Source organism: Neobacillus niacini (genome assembly GCF_036961885.1).
In the GTDB taxonomy this organism is placed as follows: Bacteria; Bacillota; Bacilli; order Bacillales; family Cytobacillaceae; genus Neobacillus; species Neobacillus niacini_H.
This window is the reverse complement of record NZ_JBALNQ010000040.1, coordinates 1-22,567: the sequence shown is the minus strand read 5'-3', so window position 1 is coordinate 22,567 and position 22,567 is coordinate 1. Positions and strand designations below refer to the sequence as shown.

General features: G+C 36.7%; 19 protein-coding genes. 9 read left to right on the top strand and 10 right to left on the bottom strand.

Annotation, left to right across the window (positions count from 1 at the left end; genetic code table 11):
• The first annotated feature begins 42 nt into the window (after window positions 1-42).
• Complete coding sequence (locus tag V7124_RS17195) at window positions 43-1,818, top strand: ABC transporter ATP-binding protein (protein WP_335491403.1); 1,776 nt, start codon at window positions 43-45, stop codon at window positions 1,816-1,818.
• Window positions 1,819-1,976: 158 nt separating this feature from the next.
• Here V7124_RS17195 and V7124_RS17190 read toward each other — a convergent pair whose 3' ends face one another.
• A complete protein-coding gene (locus tag V7124_RS17190) occupies window positions 1,977-2,687 on the bottom strand; it encodes a glycosyltransferase family 2 protein (RefSeq protein WP_335491564.1) in 711 nt (236 codons plus the stop codon).
• A gap of 23 nt (window positions 2,688-2,710) precedes the next feature.
• A complete protein-coding gene (locus V7124_RS17185) occupies window positions 2,711-3,628 on the bottom strand; it encodes an NAD-dependent epimerase/dehydratase family protein (protein ID WP_335491401.1) in 918 nt (305 codons plus the stop codon).
• A gap of 197 nt (window positions 3,629-3,825) precedes the next feature.
• Between V7124_RS17185 and V7124_RS17180 the strand changes: the two genes are divergently transcribed.
• Window positions 3,826-4,524, top strand: a complete 699-nt coding sequence (locus V7124_RS17180; protein ID WP_335419421.1) for a glycosyltransferase — start codon at window positions 3,826-3,828, stop codon at window positions 4,522-4,524.
• Window positions 4,525-4,545: 21 nt separating this feature from the next.
• Here V7124_RS17180 and wecB read toward each other — a convergent pair whose 3' ends face one another.
• Window positions 4,546-5,706: a non-hydrolyzing UDP-N-acetylglucosamine 2-epimerase gene (gene wecB, locus V7124_RS17175; RefSeq protein ID WP_335491399.1), complete on the bottom strand. Its 1,161-nt coding sequence runs from the start codon at window positions 5,704-5,706 to the stop codon at window positions 4,546-4,548.
• Window positions 5,707-5,921: 215 nt separating this feature from the next.
• Between wecB and V7124_RS17170 the strand changes: the two genes are divergently transcribed.
• Complete coding sequence (locus tag V7124_RS17170) at window positions 5,922-7,034, top strand: glycosyltransferase family 2 protein (protein WP_335491397.1); 1,113 nt, start codon at window positions 5,922-5,924, stop codon at window positions 7,032-7,034.
• 49 nt (window positions 7,035-7,083) lie between these two features.
• Here the strand turns inward: V7124_RS17170 and V7124_RS17165 are convergent, their stop codons facing one another.
• Window positions 7,084-7,848: a glycosyltransferase family 2 protein gene (locus V7124_RS17165; protein WP_335491393.1), complete on the bottom strand. Its 765-nt coding sequence runs from the start codon at window positions 7,846-7,848 to the stop codon at window positions 7,084-7,086.
• Window positions 7,849-7,886: 38 nt separating this feature from the next.
• Window positions 7,887-8,636: a serine/threonine-protein kinase gene (locus V7124_RS17160; RefSeq protein WP_335419461.1), complete on the bottom strand. Its 750-nt coding sequence runs from the start codon at window positions 8,634-8,636 to the stop codon at window positions 7,887-7,889.
• 177 nt (window positions 8,637-8,813) lie between these two features.
• Between V7124_RS17160 and V7124_RS17155 the strand changes: the two genes are divergently transcribed.
• Entirely contained in the window at window positions 8,814-9,971 is a 1,158-nt protein-coding gene (locus tag V7124_RS17155) for a glycosyltransferase family 4 protein (RefSeq protein WP_335491389.1), read from the top strand.
• Window positions 9,972-10,089: 118 nt separating this feature from the next.
• Here V7124_RS17155 and V7124_RS17150 read toward each other — a convergent pair whose 3' ends face one another.
• From V7124_RS17150 to V7124_RS17135, 4 genes are all read right to left on the bottom strand, one after another.
• On the bottom strand, window positions 10,090-11,070 hold the full coding sequence (locus V7124_RS17150; RefSeq protein ID WP_335491387.1) for an NADPH:quinone reductase: 981 nt from the start codon (window positions 11,068-11,070) through the stop codon (window positions 10,090-10,092).
• An 83-nt stretch (window positions 11,071-11,153) separates the two neighbouring features.
• Window positions 11,154-12,227, bottom strand: a complete 1,074-nt coding sequence (locus V7124_RS17145; RefSeq protein ID WP_335419438.1) for an FUSC family protein — start codon at window positions 12,225-12,227, stop codon at window positions 11,154-11,156.
• Between the two features lie 188 nt (window positions 12,228-12,415).
• Window positions 12,416-16,885 (bottom strand): glutamate synthase-related protein, encoded by a 4,470-nt coding sequence (locus tag V7124_RS17140; protein WP_335491384.1) that lies wholly within the window; start codon window positions 16,883-16,885, stop codon window positions 12,416-12,418.
• 302 nt (window positions 16,886-17,187) lie between these two features.
• Entirely contained in the window at window positions 17,188-18,483 is a 1,296-nt protein-coding gene (locus V7124_RS17135; protein WP_335419443.1) for a glutamate-1-semialdehyde 2,1-aminomutase, read from the bottom strand.
• A gap of 196 nt (window positions 18,484-18,679) precedes the next feature.
• Here V7124_RS17135 and V7124_RS17130 point away from each other — a divergent pair, with 196 nt between their 5' ends.
• The 4 genes from V7124_RS17130 (at window position 18,680) to perR (ending at window position 20,914) form a co-directional block, all read left to right on the top strand.
• Window positions 18,680-19,042 carry a potassium channel family protein gene (locus tag V7124_RS17130; RefSeq protein WP_335491380.1) on the top strand — a complete coding sequence of 121 codons (363 nt, stop codon included), beginning with the start codon at window positions 18,680-18,682 and terminating at the stop codon, window positions 19,040-19,042.
• 66 nt (window positions 19,043-19,108) lie between these two features.
• Window positions 19,109-19,567 carry a thioredoxin-dependent thiol peroxidase gene (bcp, locus tag V7124_RS17125; RefSeq protein WP_335491377.1) on the top strand — a complete coding sequence of 153 codons (459 nt, stop codon included), beginning with the start codon at window positions 19,109-19,111 and terminating at the stop codon, window positions 19,565-19,567.
• 248 nt (window positions 19,568-19,815) lie between these two features.
• The gene (locus V7124_RS17120) at window positions 19,816-20,370 is read left to right on the top strand and encodes a cob(I)yrinic acid a,c-diamide adenosyltransferase (RefSeq protein WP_335419453.1); all 555 of its coding nucleotides are present in this window, start codon (window positions 19,816-19,818) and stop codon (window positions 20,368-20,370) included.
• 106 nt (window positions 20,371-20,476) lie between these two features.
• A complete protein-coding gene (perR, locus tag V7124_RS17115) occupies window positions 20,477-20,914 on the top strand; it encodes a peroxide-responsive transcriptional repressor PerR (RefSeq protein WP_335419455.1) in 438 nt (145 codons plus the stop codon).
• A gap of 32 nt (window positions 20,915-20,946) precedes the next feature.
• On the opposite strand, the gene V7124_RS17110 is transcribed toward perR, so the two are convergent.
• Window positions 20,947-21,300: a YgzB family protein gene (locus V7124_RS17110; protein WP_335419465.1), complete on the bottom strand. Its 354-nt coding sequence runs from the start codon at window positions 21,298-21,300 to the stop codon at window positions 20,947-20,949.
• A 145-nt stretch (window positions 21,301-21,445) separates the two neighbouring features.
• Here V7124_RS17110 and V7124_RS17105 point away from each other — a divergent pair, with 145 nt between their 5' ends.
• Window positions 21,446-22,321, top strand: a complete 876-nt coding sequence (locus V7124_RS17105; protein WP_335491373.1) for a nucleotidyltransferase-like protein — start codon at window positions 21,446-21,448, stop codon at window positions 22,319-22,321.
• Window positions 22,322-22,567 lie beyond the last annotated feature (246 nt).

Sequence of the window (22,567 nt, the reverse complement as noted above, 5' to 3'; positions counted from 1 at the left end):
CCTGTTCTTATTAAAGTGACACTATAGAATGGGGGGCCAATATTGAGTAGTGTTCGGAGATATCTCGAATTTGTAAAGCCATATCGCATACAAATAATAGGCACGATTATGATAGGCGTAATAAAATTTGCTATACCACTTATGATTCCCATACTGATTAAGTATGTAATAGATGACATTATTGGGAAAAGCGGTCTAACGAGTGATGAAAAAATAGATAAACTACTCCTCATTATGGGGGTTATGATTGTTGTCTTTGTAGTATTAAGACCACCCATTGAATATTACCGTCAATATTTTGCTCAATGGACTTCAAGTAAAATTCTTTATGATATTCGGGATCGTATGTATACACATATTCAAAAATTAAGCTTTAAGTATTATGCTAACACAAGATCTGGAGAAATCATCTCGCGTGTTATAAATGATGTTGAGCAAACAAAAACATTTGTTATTACTGGTTTAATGAATCTCTGGCTAGATATTGCAACGATTATTATTGCGATCATTATTATGTTTTACATGAATGTTAGTCTTACATTTGTTTCTATTTTGTTATTTCCTCTGTTTGCTATTTCAATTAAGTATTTCTTTGGGAATCTTCGTAAACTTACACGGTCACGTTCTCAAGCACTTGCTGAGGTTCAAAGCTATTTACACGAACGTGTGCAAGGAATGCCAGTTATTAAAAGCTTTGCCATTGAAGAGTTTGAACAAGCACAGTTTGCCAAACAGAATAAGAACTTTTTAGACAAGGCTTTAGAGCACACAAGCTGGAACGCAAAGTCCTTTGCAGCAGTTAATACGATTACTGATATTGCACCCTTGCTTGTTATCGGGTATTCCGCATACCTTGTCATTCAAGGAGGGTTATCGCTCGGAACAATGATTGCGTTTTTTGCATACATTGATAAATTGTACAGTCCACTAAGAAGACTTGTGAATTCATCAACAACGCTCACTCAATCCTTTGCCTCGATGGATAGGGTGTTTGAATTCCTAGATGTAAAGTATGATATTGTAGACTCTCCCAATGCGATTGAGTGTAAGGATGTAAAGGGAGATATTACATTTGATCATGTTCAATTTACATACAATGAATCAGAGGAAATGATACTTAAAAACATTAACCTTAATGTAAAAAAAGGTGAGACCATTGCCCTTGTTGGGATGAGTGGAGGAGGAAAGTCGACACTCGTCACCCTGATTCCGCGTTTCTACGATGTAACGGAAGGGAAAATCCTCTTAGATGGTGTAGATATCCGCCACTTCCAGGTCCAATCCTTACGTGACAAAATAGGTGTAGTTTTTCAGGACAATATTCTATTTAGTGACTCTGTTAAGAACAATATATTATTAGGGAAACCCTTCGCTTCGGATGAGGAAGTTTATCAAGCTGCCAAAGCGGCCAATGCTCACGATTTTATTGTTAATCTGGCAAATGGTTATGATACGAAGGTGGGAGAAAGAGGAGTAAAGCTTTCAGGTGGTCAAAAGCAAAGAGTTGCCATCGCTCGCGTATTTTTACGAAATCCACCGATTTTAATACTAGATGAAGCAACGTCAGCCCTTGATTTAGAAAGTGAGCACCTGATTCAAGAATCACTTGATGAGTTGGCAAAAGATCGGACGACATTTGTTGTAGCTCACCGGTTATCCACCATCACTCACGCTGATCGAATTATCTTAATCGAGCATGGACAAATAGTCGAAGTAGGCACACATGATGAATTGATGGCTAAACAGGGCAATTATTATAAATTATTTCAAGTGCAGCAGCTTGAGAAGCATAAAGAAGAAATTGCCGCAAAAGCTTAGCAAAGAGTAACAAGAAAATGCTGGGAAAAGTCTCTCTATAGAAAAAAGCCAACTCTCCTTCCAATACCCAGGAATGAGAGTTGGCTTTTTTTAAAACAATTAACTCTAACTTTTGGGGTGCAGTACAGACAAGAGGGTGCCTTTTAACATTCAATTGATCATTTTTGCTTTGACATTTGTTCAGGATGTCTTCTATAGTAATAAAGCACTTCTGGGAGGTTGTTTGCCTTAACACCATTAGTAATACATTTTTGAAGGAATTCAAAATCCGCTTCTTTACCTAATCTTCTAGTAAAGCCGCCAAGCCGGTCAAATACTGTACCTCGGAAAAGGGTTGTACCATGGCAGATGCAATGTCCTCCTCTTTTATAAATTTTATAAATTTCTGGATCGAATTTAATCCACCTAACAGGACGACGTAAGCCGATAAATTTTCCGTTTTTGTATTCGAAGAATGACGAAAATAAAGTTCCAACAAGCTCGTATTGCGGGTTAGCGTTTAAATAGCTGACCTGTTTCTCAATCCTCTCTGGATGTGACAGGTCATCTGAATCCTGAATGGCGATAAATTCACCCTTACTGAGAAACATTCCCAAGGTTAAAGGACCTGCGTATCCAACGTTCCTCGGCAGTGATATCGCGATGATTCGATCTTTCATTTCTGGTCTTTTTTCTACAGCTTCCCTTTGAAACTCATGAAAAATTTCTAATGTTTCATCAGTGGAACAATCGTCTACTAAAATAATTTCTATATCCCTATAAGTTTGTGCCAATATACTTTCCAAACATTCTTTTATATAGTTCTCCCTATTAAAACTAGTGACAATGATACTGACCAAATTCTTCTCTCTAGTGATCAATTCAACCATCTCCATTTTTTTCGGTTTTGCTGCTATGAGTTCTTATTGGTATAAATATCAATAGTTTCTTGTAATCCTCTATCCAGTGAATACCTAGGAACCCAGTGAAGTTCCGTTAAGGCTTGGGTATTATCCAGCCTGCTTTGTCCAATATCACCCTCTCGCTGGGTTTTAATGACTGGAGTCAAATTGGTGTTTGCCTTTTTCAACATTAATGTTAATAATTCATTGATCTTTGTTTCCGTATTGGTACTGATATTATATGTGCGATTCCTTCCGTTATGGAGTGCGCTATAGATACCATCTGCTACATCCTTTACATAAACAAAATCTCTTGTCTGCTCACCGCCATAAATAATCGGAGGGGTCTGTTCAAAAATAGAATGTAAGAAAATTGAAATTACACCTGCTTCACCATGGGCGTTTTGCCCCGGTCCAAATACATTAGCAAATCTTAAAATACTGTAATTCAATGCAAAATGTTTAGCATATAACTTGATATATTGTTCCGAAGTCTGTTTTGAAAGGGAATAAAATGAAATGGGTTGTTGTGGATGATCTTCATCAATTGGGAGATATGCTGGTTCTCCATATACGGCGGCTGATGAGGCGAAAATAAATTTTTTAACATTATATTTCACACAATTTTGAAGGAGATTAATGGTTCCAGCAATATTTGCTAGACAATCTCCTAACGGGTTTTTCATAGAAACTTGAACGGAGACCTGTGCTGCAAGATGAACGACGTAATCAGGCTTCTCCATAGCAAATATCTTTTCAATTGATAAATCTTCAATACTGACCTCGTAAAATGCTGCAGATTCTGGGATTCGTTCTCTGATTCCGCTTGATAAATTATCTACAATAACAACATCTATTTTTTCTTTTAATAATTTTTCAACCAAATGGAGACCAATAAAACCTGCTCCCCCTGTAATTAATATCTTCATCAATCATTCACTGCCCATTCTGTTATGATTAGTATTCATTTTTCTAAAAGAATGCAATATTATCATATTAATATTTCCTATTTTGGTTTGTGTGCTAGTCCTAAGAAATGAATAATTTAAGATATTCATTTAGCTGTCCAGAACCTGTCCCCAAAATCTTACATATAAATATATAAGGATTGGGGGAGTGAATAAATATGATTTCAATCATTACGTGTACCATAAGAGAACATTTAATTAGGAATATCATCGAAAACTACTTGAATCAATTATTCCAAGATAAGGAGCTTATCATTATTTTAAATAATGATGCGATGGATATGAACCTCATTAAGGAGAAAGTTGGACGTATAAAGGGTGTTACTATTTATCAGCTTCCCCAAGGTTATCCGCTGGGAGAATGTTTGAATTATGGTATAGAAAAAGCAAAATATGATTACATCGCAAAGTTTGATGATGACGATTATTATGGTCCGGAGTATTTAACTGAAGCAATGAATGCATTTAAAAAAACAAATGCTAATATCGTAGGTAAAGAGGAATGTTTTGTTTTTTTGAAAAGTAATAATGCGCTATTATTGCGAGGTCGTGGGCTTAGTAACAAATATGTTAAGCATGTTAGTGGAGCAACCTTGGTTTTTGAAAAGGCAATAATAGATAAAATTAAGTTTCCCAACTTAACATTGGGAGAGGATACTGAATTTCAAAAGAAATGTATTAAGTATGGTTATCGGATTTATTCAACTAGCAGGTATAATTTTGCAGCGATTAGAGGAAATGATGTAAATGAACATACCTGGAAAATAAGTGATAAAAGACTTATTGAACACGGAGAAATTATTGCGTATACAGATGACTTTAAAAGCAAGGTTATTGAACGATCAGATGGAATTTAAATAGTAATAAAAATGCAGAGATTAAGGAATCTCTGCATTTTTAAATAAATCGGTTGGTTTATTACGTTCGCCGAATTTATATAGGATAGTCTCGACTATCCGTCTTGAAGCTTCACCATCTCCAAATGGATTTGAAGCTTGAGCCATTTTCATATAAACCTGTGTATCTGTTAAAAGTTCATGAGCCATTGAAAAGATATCTATTTCGTCCGTTCCTGCTAATTTTAGTGTTCCGGCTTTAATTCCCTCAGGTCTTTCGGTTGTGTCTCGAAGAACTAATACTGGAACACCAAGTGAAGGAGCCTCTTCTTGGACGCCGCCGCTATCGGTTAAAATTAAATACGATCGAGAGGCAAAATTGTGGAAGTCGATCACCTCTAATGGCGGAATCAAATGGATTCGTGATTGGTCGCCTAAGCTATTTTTTGCAGCTTCCTGGACTAAAGGATTTAAATGAACCGGAAAGACGACTTGGATATCCTTATGTTCATTAACCAGTCTTTTTATTGCACGAAATATATTGCTCATAGGTTGACCTAAATTTTCGCGTCTATGGGCTGTTACTAAAATAAGACGATCCTTTCCAATTTTCTCAAGAATTTCATGAGTATATGATGATGTAACTGTTAACTTAAGTGCGTCAATGGCTGTATTCCCTGTAACAAAAATAGAATCTCTAATTTTATTTTCACGAAGTAAGTTGTTTTCAGCTTGCAATGTTGGAGCAAAATGTATGTCTGCCATAATACCTGTTAATTGTCGATTCATTTCTTCAGGATAAGGAGAGTGTTTATTATAAGTGCGAAGTCCTGCCTCAACATGTCCGATTAATACCTGATTAAAGAAAGCGGAAAGACTTGCAGCAAAAGTTGTTGTTGTATCCCCATGGACTAATACAAGGTTAGGGTGTTCTAATTTAATAATATCATCTATACCGTTAAGAACTCGAGTAGTAATACTGGAGAGTGATTGGCGGCTTTTCATAATATTTAAATCATAATTAGGTTTAATATTGAATACCTTTAGAACTTGATCAAGCATTTCTCGATGTTGTGCGGTGACTGCTACAATTGATTCAATTTTATCTTTATATCTGCTTAATTCATGTATTACCGGAGCCATTTTAATTGCTTCCGGCCTCGTTCCAAAAATAGTTAGCACTTTAATTTTGCCTTTATTCATTTTTTTACCATCCTTTTTTTACTATCTTAGAAAGAACTTATTTCAATAATATGATGGTAAATGGTTATTGGTATAGGCTGGGTCATTTTAGAAAATGGATGAACAGGCAGAACCAGCTTGTTCTTTTTGGGTGATCATACAAACATCTTTTGGATAAGCTCATACAATAATGAGATAGATAAATTGTTTATTCGTTTTTTAAAAGGAGGGGAAAAATGGAGATTGGAGTGGTTCTTCCAGTTTACAATCAGAGACCACAGTATATTTATGAATGTATTAAATCATTAGAATCCCAACTATTTCGTAATTTTCAATTAGTCATTGTCATTGATGGTGCTAATACAGAAACCGTTAAAGCTGTAAAAAAAGCATCTAAAATGTTAACCATTCCTTACGAAATCATTTTTCGGAATGAGAATAAAGGGATTGCGTATTCTTTAAATCAAGGATTTTCTCATTTAAATGACTGTCGATTTTTAACTTGGGTTTCTAGTGATAATCGACATGATCCTAAATTTTTACAAACGCTTTACAAACATTTGGTAAATGCACCTGAGGAAACGGTTTTAGTCTATTCACTTTTTAAACTTATTGATCAAAATGGAAAAAATAGGGTGAATGATGAAATTCGTCGAAAAAAACTGGAAGATTTTATGTCTCGGAATAAAGCAGACATACTTCAACAAAATTTTATAGGGGCATCCTTTTTATTTAAACAATCTGCTTATGATAAAGCGGGAGGATATGATTCTAAATTCGAAAAGGTTGAAGATTATGAGTTTTGGATTCGCCTTCTAAGGATTGGTGAAATAAAATTTATCGCCCATTTTCTGATGGAATATAGATTAAATGGGGAACATGCTTATACTACCATTACACAACCAGAAGACATTAGGATAAAAAGTATTGCAGCAAGTCATTATCATCACATGAAGCAAGGAAATACTCCTAAGGTTACCGTAATGACTCGTTTTTATAATCAGCGAAAAAATATTCGACAAGCGATTGAAAGTGTATTAAATCAAACCTTACAAGATTTTCAATTGATCGTCATTGATGATGGTTCTACAGATAATCCGTGGGAAGAGATTCTCCAATATAACGATACTAGAATTATTCCAGTTAAAATTGAAAATGGCGGAAAGGCAAGAGCATTAAATATAGGTTTAAAATTTGCATTGGGTGAATATATATTGGAACTTGATGGTGATGATTGGTTAGAACACGATACACTTGAAACAATAGTAAGTGGAATGTCCAAACAACTGGACGATATGGATCTATCCTTTGGGGATAGAAAGATATATCCTAATACAAAACTAAAGTGAAAATGAAAAAACACCTCCATTAGAAACAAATGGAGGTGTTTTACATTTGTCACATATCCAGTCCATAATGCTTTTTATAATAATCTTTCGCTTCCTGCAGTTTCTCAGGCTGGCGAAGATTTGAGCTGGGAACAGCTTGCGCCTTGTGAACGGCAACTGCGTTTTTGCATACGATGGTTTCATTAATACCTAAATTCCTGCAGATAAGGAAAAAGGCTGAATCTTCTCGGACAAATAGATTAGGAATGGTTACTTCCTTTTTTAGGGCATGGCGGCAAAGGACCAAACAACCTAAAGGTCCCCAGTCCGTTACGGTATATATTCCTGAAACCGTACGATTTTCTCTCCTTTTCAAGGAGTTTCTAGTAAATTTCATCCTTGAACCTGCAATTTGAACTCTTCCACGTGAATCTGTGACAACCCCCGTATAAATAGAATGCTCTGGGTAGTCTTCAATGCCTTTCAAGATAGCATCGAACCAGCCTTCTTTAATAAGCATATCATCATCAAGAGAAATAATAATATCAAATTTTTCTTTCATTTGTTCAAATAAAAAATGACGGCCGCCTCCACACCCAACTGGGTCCTTGTTAATTTCTCCAAGTTCATTGAAGCAAAGAAGGGTGATTTCCTTGTTTTTTGATACAGGAATGACCGTCTTAATATCATCATAAAGCTGAGGTCCTGCATCATTATATATATAGATTGTAAAGGGCGAAGGGATAAACGTAACTAGGCGTTCTAAGTTCTCAATTAATACTTGTTTCCTCACACTAACGGTAGTGATCATGATGCCGATTGACTTGCTTTGCATGATTTACTCCTTTCTTAATATACAGTAGAGGGGGCCTTTTACCTTCGAAGAGAGGAAATAGCCTCTTTCATTTCATTAGCAGATTGATAGCGATCGCTTTTTTTATAGCTTGTCGCCTTTTTTACTATACTTTTTAGAGCGGGGTTACTTATTTGATTACAAGTCTTGTTAATAAAGAAAGGGGCTTTTCCATTTATTAAATATAAAAAGATACAAGCTATACTATAAAGATCGGTACTATCGTCAAGAGACGATTTACCTTTCATTTTTTGTTCGGGCGGGTAAAATCCTAATGTGCCTATCATAGGCTTGCCATTGAATTTTCCATTTTTGTCTTTCTGAACTGTGCACCCGAAGTCTATAATTTGAATGGATTTTTGATCTTTAGAGAGTAGTATATTGTGAGGTGAAAGATCACAGTGGAGCATTCCTGCTTCATGAAAAGGTTCTATCCCGTCTAGAATATTCATAGTTATTTCTATTGCTTTGTTAAGGGGATAAATATTGCCAAATTTATAGAAACCAAGTCTTTCACCGTTTAAATACCCCATGATAATAAAGGCGTAGAGCTGATTTTCATAAAAGTCTATATATTCACAGAGAAAGGGATGTTTAGGGATTTTTTTCATGATATTCGATTCTTTATTTGCCTCTTCACTTTTTATCATACGCTTAATCGCAATTTCCCTCTTGGTTGCTGTATCGAATCCTTTAAAGACCTTGCTTGTTCGACCCTCGCCTATGTGCTCATGAAAATAAACATATCTGCCGTTTTTTAATTCTTCCATTAAAATCAATCTTCGCTCCTTCGTTTATAAATATGTTTTTACCATCTTATGTATCTGGGGTATAAAAGGGTCAATAATATAATTATTTTTCAAAAATTTGGCAGCCTGTACACACCCTTCAATTCCTTGGTGCGTAAGCTAGTAAAATAAAGTGTCTCAGAAAGGAGTAGAAATGAGGTGAAAAGGCTTAAGGTAGCTATCATTACGCCAGGATCTTATCCTATACCTGGCAGTAAATCCAGTTCAGTTGAGTTGGTTGTCCAACATACATCCAAACTTTTTCAAAAAGATGTAGATGTAATTATTTTTGGAATGAAGACGAGAAAACAATTATTCATTGAAAGAAGCGGCAACATAACCTTTTATCGATATTCCTTTAAAACCAAGACTTATATTCAACAAGTAATAGAGCAACTGCAACATGATTTGCCTGATATTATTCAAATAGAGAATCGCCCCAGAATCGTTAAAGCCATTCGTCGTGCATTTCCAAATGCTAAGATAATCCTTAACCTCCATTCCGTAAAATTTATCTCCCCACCATTCATGAACGAGCAAATACTAATTAGTTATTTAAATCAGACGGATGCAATTATGGTAAATAGCCATTTTTTAAAGAATTATATAGTAAACCAAACCAATTGTAATTCAGAAAAAATTATTGTTAATCATTTGGGTGTAAACACTGAACAATTTAAATCAAAGTGGGAGCTTGTTAGTAGGTCCTCATTAGAGGTTTTAAAAAAAGAACTAGGTGTGTCCAATTATAAAATTCTCTTGTATGTAGGTAGATTAATCGAAATTAAAGGGGTGCACCATATTTTAGAAGCTATGCCAGAGCTAATTAAAGCTGACCCTTCTATTCGGCTAGTAATTGCAGGAAGCACACTTGAATTTTCTTCTAAACATACGGAATATGCTGCCCGTTTAATTAAACAGACAGAGGAAATAAAAGATTACGTTGTTTTTACTTCTTTTATACCACATGATAAGATTCATGAATTGTTTCAAATATCAGATTTACTAGTAGTTCCTTCTGCAGAAAATGAAGCTTTTGGACTTGTAAATGTAGAAGGGATGTCTACTGGTACCCCTGTCATTGCCACAAAATCCGGCGGTATGCCTGAAATTATTGAACACGGAAAAACCGGATTTTTAATAGACCCTAATAATGTGCGTGGGGAAATAACTAAATACATTCTTTACTTGTTGTCAAATTCGGCAAAAATACAGCAAATGGGCCAGGAAAGTGTTTTACGGGTAAGAAACAATTTTACCTGGGAGCATACAGTTGAAAGACTGTTAAAGCTATACCATGAATTGCAAGAAGGATAAACGGAAGAAATAAGGTCATAGGAATGAAACAAAGCAAAATAAAAGAGTTCGGGAGGAAATCTCTCGAACTCTTTTATTTATACTGGTCAAACCGGTTGAAGATCTTTTAAATGAAAAATCAGTCAATGGTTAAAACAAGTTTACCATTTCCTATACCTTTTGCCAGCTGTTCAAAGCCCTGTGATGCTTGCTGGAGTGGCAATGTTGTCCCAATAATGGGACGAAGTGCGCCGCTCGTCAGCATGGTAATTACACCCTGAATGCCTTGTATATATTCATCTTTTGGTGCGTTCCAAAGGGCAGTTGCTAAGATATCACATTCTTTTTGCATGGCAAGACGTGGATTTATTTCAATGGAACCACGATTTCCAACTATTACAATTTTACCAAATGGTGCAATCAGCTTTAAATCTGTCTCTAGATTAATATTTGCTAAAAACTCAATAATGACGTCAGGTCCATTGCCATCGTTTAAAGCTAATACATCTTCAATCGTTGCTTCGGTCACATGATCAATGACAACATCTGCGCCAGCTTGCTGAACCATTTTTTTACCTTCTGGTTTACTTGCTGTACCAATCACTTTAGCACCGTAGGATTTCGCCATTTGTACAACCTGTAATCCAACCCCGCCGCTGGCTCCATGAATAAATACAGTTTGTCCAGGCTTCAGACAGGCACGATGAAATAATGCACGATAGGCAGTCAATGCGGGAACTCCTAATGCTGCACCTTGTTCAAAAGAAACATTTCCTGGTAATAGGTGAACCGAATTGGCATCACAAACCATTTTTTGTGCAAATGTGCCTGTACTTTTACTTTGCACTAAGGATGCTATAAACACACGATCACCAACGCGAACATTTGTGACCCCTTCTCCAATAGACTCCACAATCCCTGCGCCATCTAATCCTGGTGTATAGGGCAACTGAGGTATACTAAACGCATATGTACCTGTTAATGTGTAAATATCACTCGGATTGACACCTGCCGCATGTAAACGAATACAAACCTCTCCATTTCCTGGCATTACATCCTTAACGTCTGTATAGACTAATTTCTCAGGTCCACCAAATTGTGTAACTTGAATGGCTTTCATGTTACCAACCTCCTCGTAGCTATTATATCGAAAGAATAGTATGTAAAAAAGAAAACTTACCAACCTCCGGTAAGTTTTCTTTTTTATTCTATTTCCTTTTGTTCAATCGATACCTCATTATCATGAAACGAATAAAAGCTTGTTATCAAAGTATCTAGATGTTCAACTTGTTCTCCGTATTCAATAATGGAAGAAATAATTTGCATAGTATGGTATAAATGTGGATCATCTTGATTTGTATATAATTTTTGGTGTGTCAGGAACAGATTAAATAATTCCTTGTTATTAATACAAATACTAGCCTCACTAGCTACGGGCGTAGGAACTTTGCCAATAAAACGGAGCATTAATTGCTCATGGTGGTAAATAGTACTGTCAAGCTGCTCCTGTATCGACTGTAAAAAGCTTTCAGGCAGGTGAAGCATTTCATTTTCATAACGATGAAGTTTTTTTAAAGTATCAAGTGCTCTTTTAGCCGTCGAGGTCATCTGCCTAAAAATCACTAGTTTTCTCGACTTTTTTAAACTGGTCTTTTTGAAATAAATTCTTTCTTCCTTATACATTAAGTAGTACTGTCCGATTTTTATCAAATTATCTTTCAATTTTTCAATATCTGCTTTTAAAAGATTATGATCGAAGTCATGGCGGGTACTTAACCGTATCCAGCGAATAATCTCATCAGTGGTTCCAGAGATTTTAAAATAAAGCTTCTTTTCATATTTTGGCGGCAGGAATACTAGGTTGACTACAAAGGCGGAAAATACACCAATCATAATCGTTGAGAAACGGATCCCGGCAAACGGAATAAAGTCAGTTCCAGGGGTTTCCATAATTGAAAGCAGTGTAACAAGTGAAAGTCCAATCGTATTTCCAATTTTCAACTTTAGATTAATGGTAATAACAATAATAGCTGCCAATCCAATAATGAAAATATGATTTCCGATTAGAAGGACAAAAATGACTGCGAGCAATGCACCAATTAAATTCCCTTGTATTTGTTCAATAATCGTTAAATAGGAACGATAAATCGTTGGCTGAATTGCAAAAATTGCCGCTATACCTGCCAATACTGGAGCGGGTGAGTGCAGGAGCTGTGCTAAGTAAAGGGATAAGACAATGGCAATTCCCGTTTTAAAGATGCGGGCACCTAACTTCATACTAAAATGTTTCCTTTCAAATTTAAGTGACTTATTCTTAGTTTACTCTATAATGAACATTTACGTACTATACAGTGATTAAAACATTTTATCAAGAGATATTGTATGAAATTTTATTGACACCAGTGAAAGATTTTTTGTAATGCAGAAAAGAACGTCCACTTTAAAAGCGGACGTTCCTAAAAAAATCATTCTGTAGATACAGCTGGGTCAGCTTGTTCTTTTACTGGAACAATTTGAACAAAGTGTTCTTCTGGGTTAGAGAGCAAAGTACGAAGCAGGTTTGCTTCTTCCGTCTGCCCGTCCGTTGCAAGCAAATCTGTATATTTACCTAATAGCTCTTTCACATCATTTTTACCATTTTCATTTAAATTCATGACGGATACCTTAGCGCCTTTAGCAATCCTTCTTTTAATTGCTTCGGCAGTTAAGCCGACTTCAGGCTGTTGGCGAACGTAAACAACGCCACCGGTCATACCTGCGCAAATCCATGGACCTGGATCCCCTAAAACTAATCCTCGACCGTTCGTCATATATTCAAAGGCAAATCCTTTAATGTTAGCATTGGATCCTATATTTCCAGCCTCTTTTTCCGGAATATGCTTCTTAACGAAACCTCCAATGATGATATCAGCACCAGAAAGGCGAATTCCGGCACGTGCATCCGCATTACCTTGGGCTACTAAAAGGCCTTTTTGTGCACCATAACCGAAACCTTTACCTACAGAACCATTATAGTAGTTACCATCTTTTCCTTTAGACTTAAGGATAAAGATATTTCCTCCAAAAGAAGTTTTTCCAACGCCATCTTGTCCGCCGCCGTTAACAGTGATGTCAATTCCTCCACTATTATAGGCACCTAAGCCATTACCAGGAATTGAGCCATTCTTGTACTTAAGCTGAACAGGAGGGAGCTGTTGGTATGATCCATCCAGGCGTCCGCGAACACGGTGACACGAAACTCTGCTTCCTAACACTCTTTGTTCAGAGGTAACACGATCAAACTCACGAGAAGAATGTAATTGCTCGATGCTCGCGTCTAGATACTCAGCACCTACAGCAACTTGCATTTGAACCTCTTGGAATGCCTTTGATTCTTCTGTTTTTGTGAATTGGCTAATTTCTAATGGCTTTAATAAATAGGATAAGCTAAGCTGATTGTTTCCTTTAACCTGCTCTAATAAATCAGAACGTCCAACTGCCTCTTGCAAATTCGTAATACCGATAGAAGCCGCAAGAGCTTTTAATTCGTTTCCGAAGGACGAAAACAAATTCATGATTCCATTAACAGCCAAGTCGAGCTGGCGTGGCACAAAACGACGAAGTCCATGTTCCTTAGCTTGAACCTCTGACTCAATTTGAGTAGCAATACCAACGTGACATGTATCTAAATGACATCCACGGCATGTTGTACATCCGATTGCCAGCATGGAAAGAGTTCCAAAGCCAACACGGTTTGCACCTAGAAGCATGACCTTCATGACATCCATAGCACTCTTCATGCCACCGTCTGCCCATATTTCTACTTTATTGCGGAGTCCGCTTTCGAGTAGGGCGTTATGGGCAGCTTTGACACCGATTTCTACTGGGAGTCCAACATGCTGAAGGGCATGAATTCTTGCAGCACCTGTACCGCCGTCAAATCCACTTAATGTAATAATATCAGCGCCTGCTTTAGCGATGCCGACAGCAATGGTTCCGATATTCGGTACTACGGGTACTTTAACGGCAATTTTCGCTTGGTCATTACCTGTCTTTAATTCAAGAATCATTTGTGCTAAGTCTTCAATTGAATAAATATCATGGTTGTTTGATGGCGAAATTAAATCTGATCCAAGGGTTGCATTACGAGCTGCTGCAACTTTAGCGGTTACCTTCGAACCAGGTAAGTGCCCGCCTTCACCAGGCTTCGCACCTTGACCGATTTTGATTTCTAATAGATTAGAAGAGTTCAATAGCTCAGCGTTTACGCCAAATCGTCCAGAGGCAATTTGTTGCCCTCTTGTTTTTGGATATTTACCAAGCATATCCTTAATCTCTCCGCCCTCACCATTGAGACTGACCATATTTAGGCGGTCAGCGCCTTCAGCGTAAGCTCTAAAGGCAATCTCATTTTGTGACCCAAACGACATGGAAGATATTAAAAATGGCAAATCATGCTCACCAACACGGATGTCAACATCCTCTGGTGAAATGACTTGATTACTCTTTTTTAATTGAATTAAATGTCGAATAGTTGTAGGGTTCTGCTCTTCTTGTTCGCTGATTTTATCTCTGTAGGCAGTGTAATCGCCAGTTGCTGCCACTTCACCAATCGCCTTCCAAATTCTCGGGAAAAGGTGAAAGGTTTTACCGATTCTTTCTTTTTCATTCTGGTAATCTTCAGCTCGGGAAAAAGAGTCATTCTTCATGGCTTCAAAATCATTCTCAATATCCTTTGAGCCAAAGAAGTTTACAATATTTAATACATTAGCGATATCTTCGTGTAAACCAATGCTTGAGTAAAGTCTGCCATACCCACGTAGTTCATGAATGCCGATGGTTGAAATTACTTTTTCAAGTCCTTTTGTTAAAGCACTATATAGGTTAATCAGCGGCTTATTGTCTTCATCGAGAACGGTCATAAACATATAATATGGACTGATTAAATCGGCACCTAATCCAAAAACAGTAATCATATCGTGAAGAGAACGTATCGCAGCAGACCGTATCACGAGTGAACAATCTCTTCGTAATCCGGCCTTGACTAATGCCTGGTCAATCGCAGAGGTGACTAAATGCGGGTCAATCCAATAGAAATCTTCCTGATGTGCGTTTGCATCATCGAGGACAAGTAAACTCTTTCCTGATTGGACGGCTTGAATGGCTTCATCAGAAATTCTTGTTAAGGCAGCATCAATATTTTCTTCTTTCCTAAAAGTTGCCGGAATAAACGTAACAAGTTTTTGTTTTTGGAAATACCCAATAACTTGATCAAAGCTAGGCTGACCAATGGACTCTGAACAGCTATAACCTGCTTTGCCTTCTAACAGGAGGGGGGAGGTTAATTCAAGTACCGTTTCTGTCTTTTCATTCGTGAATAAAGCAGGACGTTTGCCGATAATAACGCGTGTTGAAAAATGCTCCGTTTCACGATCGCGGTCAATGGCTGGATTGGTAACAACTGCAACGCTTTCTTTAATATAATCCGCAATGTTTTTGCGTTCAGGATTAAGTGCTGCGAGCGGAGCATCATGTCCAAGTGAGCGAATTGGTTCAACACCCTTTTCAGCCATTTGTTCAATTAACTGGATGTGATCTCTTTCCCAACCAAAAGCTTTATATTGCCCATTATGAATTTTGTCAGGGTAATTCATGGTAATTGTTTTTTCTAAAGCTGGTACCAGTAATCGAGCTCGTGCATCTTGAAGATTTAAGCGATTCGAAAAACGGTTAAAAACCTCTTGTTGGAAGCGGTTTTGGTCGTAAACTTCTAACGTACCATCGCCCCATTTAAAACCAACTTTTTCTCCAGGTGCTAATGGCTTAGGATCGTTAACATACTCACTGGAAGGAATGATCCCCGGTTCAGATGAAAATAAATAAGAAGTCTCGGTTTCAAGCATCCAAAGTGGTCGTAGACCTAAAGCATCGACACTAAAAACTGCTTCATCCCCAAATCTGGAAATAATCCCTGCTGGACCTTGTGCAAAATGCCCCCATGCCTCGCGGATATAAGTGTATAAATCTTGTAAATCTTCAGAGTAGGATTTAATTTCATTGATAATTGGAGGGAACAAAAGATCAATTGCTTCAAATAATGTATATCCTTCACGGCAAATTAATGTTTCCATTGTCCGGCTTAAATCTTGTGAGTCACTGCCGTCCTTTACAAGTGGAACACGTATCATTTTTGCTTCGTCACGAAGCTTTGCAATTGTATTTATTTCTCCATTGTGTCCTAGTACACTAAATGGCTGTACTCGGAAAAAACTTGAAAGTGTGTTTGTAGAATATCGATTATGGCCGAGCGTTACAGAGGAGGCAACGATTGGGTTGGCTAAATCTTTGTAGAAGCGTGGGAGGATATCCCCTGCACCCATTACTTTATAGACAGCATGATTTTGGCTTAAAGACGCTACATGAACCTGATCATTCACTTCTAAATCAATGATCGCGTCAAATAATACCTTTGTTAGTTCTTTCTCTGACTTTCCAGAAAGACAGGCGAACTGCCAGAAAATTGGGTTTTCTTGAATCGCAATGGGACCAAGCGCACTTGAATCGGTTACTTGAGTTGTTTCAAAAATGACTTCTAAATTATATTTTTTAAGTTTCTGAAGTAATTCTAGTTTAATAGAATCCCAGTTCACTTTTTTGCTGATAAACACATGGCCAACCGCAAAGCTCTCTTTGTCTACATGAGAGGGGTCAATACCAGCAAGTTGTAATTTTTCCTTCCATAGAGCCTTTGGAATATCAACGTGTATTCCAACTCCATCACCCTCACCGTTTATGAAGCCAGCGCGATGGTTCATTGTAACTAGGGCATCAATACAATCAAAAATATTTTTTCTAGTCGGCTGCTTGTTCTTTTCGAGACAAGCGACAATTCCGCAGGCATCGTGTTCATGTTTATGGAAATCTTTAAATTGGGAAGGGGTCCATCTTTTGGTCATTTAAATTGGGCTTCAGGGAATGATCCTCTAAAGCCGCTTCACCTCCTATAGAGCTTATTAATGTGAGATTTGTTGCCAAAAAGAGCGGGGAAAATTGAAAAAATCATTATAAAAAAATAATAAATTAATAGTATCATATGAATATTCAGAAATCAAATAAATATACAATAAAGTGGATAGAGAATTTAGGGGAATTTTGACTAGTAAAGTTGTATAAAGATGTTAATGTAAACGTTTTCAAAAAAGTCGATAAAAAAGAGAGTGTGTTTACCACTCTCTAATAGTGCATAAAAAATGAATATTTATTCGTCTTTAAGTAGAGAAAATGCATGATTAACCGCATGAAGTGTTGCTTCAATGTCTTCTTCTGTATGCGCAATGGTTAAAAACCATGCTTCGTATTTTGATGGTGCTAAGTTTATACCTTGATGAAGCATAAGCTTGAAGAATCGTGCAAATGTCTCGCCATCAGTATTTTCGGCCTGCTCATAGTTTTCAATTTTTTCATTTGTAAAATAAACGGTGAAGGCCCCTTTTAAACGGTTGATGGTAATTTGAATATCGTGTTCTTTCGCTGCTTTCAAAATTCCTTCTTCCAGCATTGCGCCTAAGCGGTCTAAATAATCATAAATACCTTCTTGCTTTAAGACTTCCAAACAGGCAATTCCGGATAAGATAGAAGCCGGGTTTCCAGCCATTGTACCAGCTTGATAGGCAGGTCCGAGCGGGGCGACTTTTTCCATAATTTCTTTTCGCCCGCCATAGGCACCAATCGGCAGACCGCCGCCGATAATTTTTCCGAGGACTGTTAGATCTGGCTGGATACCCAATAAATCCTGTGCTCCTCCATACATAAATCTGAATGCTGTAATGACCTCATCATAGATTACCAGTGCACCGGCAGCATGGGTAAGGTCATTTACTTCTTGTAAGAAGCCCGGATTTGGTTCAACAATTCCGAAGTTGCCAACGATAGGCTCTACAAGAACAGCTGCTATTTGATCTCCCCATTTTTCTAATGCTTCTTTAAAAGGCTCAATATCATTAAAAGGTACAGTAATCACTTCCTGTGCAATGCTTTTTGGAACACCAGCAGAATCAGGTGTTCCAAGTGTAGCCGGGCCAGAACCAGCTGCAACAAGCACGAGGTCAGAGTGTCCGTGATAACAGCCGGCAAACTTAATAATTTTATCTCTGCCCGTATAGGCACGTGCAACCCGAATGGTTGTCATAACAGCTTCTGTACCAGAGTTGACAAACCGAACTTTCTCTAAAGAGGGCATTGCTTCCTTAAGCATTTTCGCAAATTTTACCTCATGTGGTGTTGGAGTTCCGAATAACACACCACTTTCCGCCGCCCTTTTTATAGCTTCGGTGATATGTGGATGGGCATGCCCTGTAATAATCGGACCGTAAGCAGCCAGATAGTCAATATATTGATTTCCATCAACATCAAAAAAATAAGCACCTTGTGCCCGCTCCATCACGACTGGAGAACCGCCGCCAACAGCTTTATATGAACGTGAGGGACTATTTACTCCACCGACAATATGCTCGAGCGCTTCGTTATGTATCCGTTCGGAATTAATAAATTGCATCTTTTTTCCTCCTATTAATTATTTCCTTCCTATTTTAGCACTTTTTTAATGGACATTTATTTGTTTCACTTTTTGAAAAATTTTCATTCTCTACATATATATAGTCCAAGCTTGCATAGAAATAGACTAACTAACTCAATAGAGGTGTCTGCTCGTGTTCTATTTCTTACTTCCTATTGTTATTTTCTGTATTTTTATGAGTATCAGAACGATGTTTATTCCTAACACAGTAAAAGGAAAGTTTGTTTCAATTGAAAATGCTCTTTTTTTAGGGTCTATTTATTTAACCGTTATTCTTGGCTTTGGACTCATTTATTTGTTGTTTGAGCTAAAGGGGATATCATTGCTAGTAGAAACAAATCATGAAAATAGCTATAACCTGTTTGAAACAAGTTTTTATTTCAGTGCCATGACATTGTTTTCTGTTGGTAATGGCGATGTAATTCCCCATGGTGTTGGCAGGATGGTTGCTGTTGTTGAAGCGTTAATTGGATATACATTACCAGCTGCGTTTGTTGCTCGGGCATTGATGGATCGTGAAGTGAAAGAAATCAAATAGTTGTATTGTTGAGAATGTTTGGTTAGGCTTATGGAAGAAAATATTTTTCATGAGGTGATTTACGTTATGACAATTGAAATAGGAAAGCAGGCTCCTGATTTTGAACTGCCAGCAAGTAATCGTGAAAAAGTAAAATTATCAGATTTTAAAGGAAAAAATGTTGTATTGTATTTTTATCCTAAGGATATGACCCCAGGTTGTACGACTGAAGCATGTGACTTTCGTGATCAAAGTGAACAATTTAATGAATTAGATACCGTCATTCTCGGGATTAGTCCTGATCCAGTTGAACGTCATCAGAAATTCATAGAAAAATATGGATTGCCATTCCTGCTGCTTGCTGATACTGAACATTATGCAGCAGAAGAATTTGATGTATGGAAATTAAAGAAAAACTTTGGAAATGAATATATGGGAATTGAAAGATCGACTTTTATTATTGATAAAAGTGGGAACCTAGTAAAGGAATGGAGAAAGGTTAAGGTTAAGGNNGCGTTAATATACATAAAAGAAAATCTTATCTGACTGCCTAATTTCTATAGTAAAGGCATTTGTCCAATGCAAAGCCATCAGGTTTGAATATCATTTTATTAGGGCATACCTCCTCAGATAAAACTTGTAGGGTCGACTATCGGCCCTTTTTTTTGTCTTCATATATGTTTTTATTTTATAGACATTGGTTAGATGTTATGATGAAGGAAATGCACTGAATTTGACTAATAACATTCATAATATACATAAGATAAAATATAGCTAAAAATGGGGGATAAAAAATGAAGATTTATACAAAAACGGGTGACAAAGGAACTACATCGTTAATTTACGGACAAAGGGTTGCAAAAAATGACCTGCGAGTTGAAGCATATGGAACCTGTGATGAAACTAATTCAATGATTGGACTTGCAATGAGTTATTTACATCGTGAAACTTTTCAAAAGAAAGAATTAATCGAGAATGTGTATCATAAAATACAAACAAATCTTTTTCACGTTGGAGCAGAGCTAGCTACCCCAAAAGGAAAGGAAGTAAAGTGGTCTCTTAAAGCAAGTGATATCGAGGAAATGGAAATGCAAATTGACGAGCTAAATAAATCACTTCCGGAACTAACAAATTTTATTTTGCCTGGAGGACACTCTGCAGGTGCTGCATTCCATGTTGCTCGTACAACTGCTAGAAGGGCAGAAAGATGTGCGGTTTCTTTGGGGGAAGAAGTTAATCCACTTGTTTTGGCCTATTTAAATAGACTTTCTGATCTTTTATTTGTAACCGCTCGTTTTGTTAATCATGTGCTGGGGAGTAAAGAGCAAACGTTACACAAAGATAATTAATAAACATTTGTTTGATAATGATATTACAATATTGACAAAAGTATTAATTCCTTAGTAAACTAATTATAACAATTATAATTTAAGAATACTTTTGGAATAGAGGTGCATGACGATGACTCAATTGAAAGAAGCTTTGGAAACCTTAAAGGAAACCGGAGTACGGATCACTCCACAACGTCATGCGATACTTGAATATTTAATAAACTCAATGTCACATCCTACAGCAGATGATATTTATAAAGCCTTAGAAGGAAAATTCCCTAATATGAGTGTGGCGACAGTTTATAATAATTTACGAGTATTTCGTGAAGTGGGTTTAGTAAAGGAATTAACGTATGGTGATGCTTCAGCCAGGTTTGATTTTGTTACATCACATCATTATCATGTGATATGTGAAGCTTGCGGAAAAATAGTGGACTTTCATTACCCAGGATTAGATGAAGTAGAACATCTCGCTTCCCATGTTACGGGATTCAAAGTTAATAATCACCGTATGGAAATTTACGGAACATGCCCTGAGTGCACAAGTAAAGAAGTGCATTAATAGAAATAAAGCCGATTATTTAAAATCGGCTTTTATTTTTGAGATTTTTTATTATACGATTCATCAAACTCTTTGCCTACTAGGTTTGGATCAAGTGTCAAAGGTTCCCGACAATACATACACATATCTACTTTTCCGAGCATTTTCGTGTGTTTTCCACAGCTTGGGCATTTTACTTGTATCGTTTTAGTTGAAAGCATCCCAATCCAAAAATAAACGACCGTACTTGCAATAATAAATAAAAGACCAAAAAGCATAAAAATGGTCATAATAAGTGGAGAGTTACGAAAGTATATTCCACCATACATAACGATAAAACCTATAAATATTAAGGATAATGCAAAACTACGAATTTTATTAATTTTACTTGAATATTTAGCCATAATTCTCCCTCCTAGCCAAACTATAACATATTTACTTCTGGTGAAAAAAGGTTATGTTAAAGAATGTCGAAATATGTCTCCTCTATTTAAAGGAGATTTACTATTACTGTCGAACTTATAGTTATCGAAAAAAATGGAGGAATGATGGATGAAAGACATTCTTCGGCCCATTTATCAGGAAAGGGCTAGTCAATCTAATACTCTTGGGGTATTAATGGTAGAAAAAAGACATAAATCAAGTCATACGACAGATACTTTTGATGTGATTCTTTTAATTATTGTAAAAGTGGGAGAGCAGCCTGTATTGATTAAGCATTACACTTATAATGATAAAAAGGCTGCGATGCATATTGTTACTGAGGCCCAATTAAAAGATTGGCTATTATTAGGAACGAATCGAAAAATATTTGAGTGGCTCCAGCATGCAAAAGTATTATTTGATCGAAATGAATATATAGCAAATTTAAAAACAGAGCTTCGAGAATTCCCGTTTAATGGACGTAAGGTTAAAATGGGATTAGAATTTGCAAAGTTAATTAGAAGGTATGTAGATGGAAAAGCACTTTTTGAAAATAAACAATATTTAGATGCCTATAATTATGTTGTCCACTCTTTGCACCACTTAGCGAGACTAGCTGTGATCGAAAATGGTCTTCATCCAGAACTAACTGTTTGGCAGCAGGTAAAACAGTTAGAACCTGAGATTGTAAAATTATACGAAGAGCTCGTGAACAGTGAAGAGCCAATTGAAAAGAGGCTGGAGTTATTATTTTTAGCCAGTGAATTTATGATTCATTCTCGAACTAAAATAGGCTGTGCTCATCTTTTGGATGTTCTTAGTACGAAGGAATATTGGACATTTAATGAGATTCAAAATGAAAAAGAGTTAATTCCTTATTCTGTAGATCTTGCTGTAATGATTGAGTATCTAAATGAAAAAGGGTTTATAGATGTTGTTAGCATTGATACAAAGGGACACGGAATCTTCCATAGATGTTATAAGGTGAGTAAAAAATTATTGTAAAAAAACAATAAATGCTATTGACCTTTTGTGAAATCCTTGATATATTAATAACCGTCGCTGCGAACGAATGATTTAAAGTTTTTCGCAGGAGACGGTTTCTGTTTTTAAAAGTGTTGACATGGCTAATCAAATCATGTTATATTAATCAAGTCGCTTGCGAGCGATGAATGAGAATTTTAGAAGCTTTGTTCTTTGAAAACTAAACAAACAAGAACGTCAACAAACAATTTTTTAGCTTTTTATAAA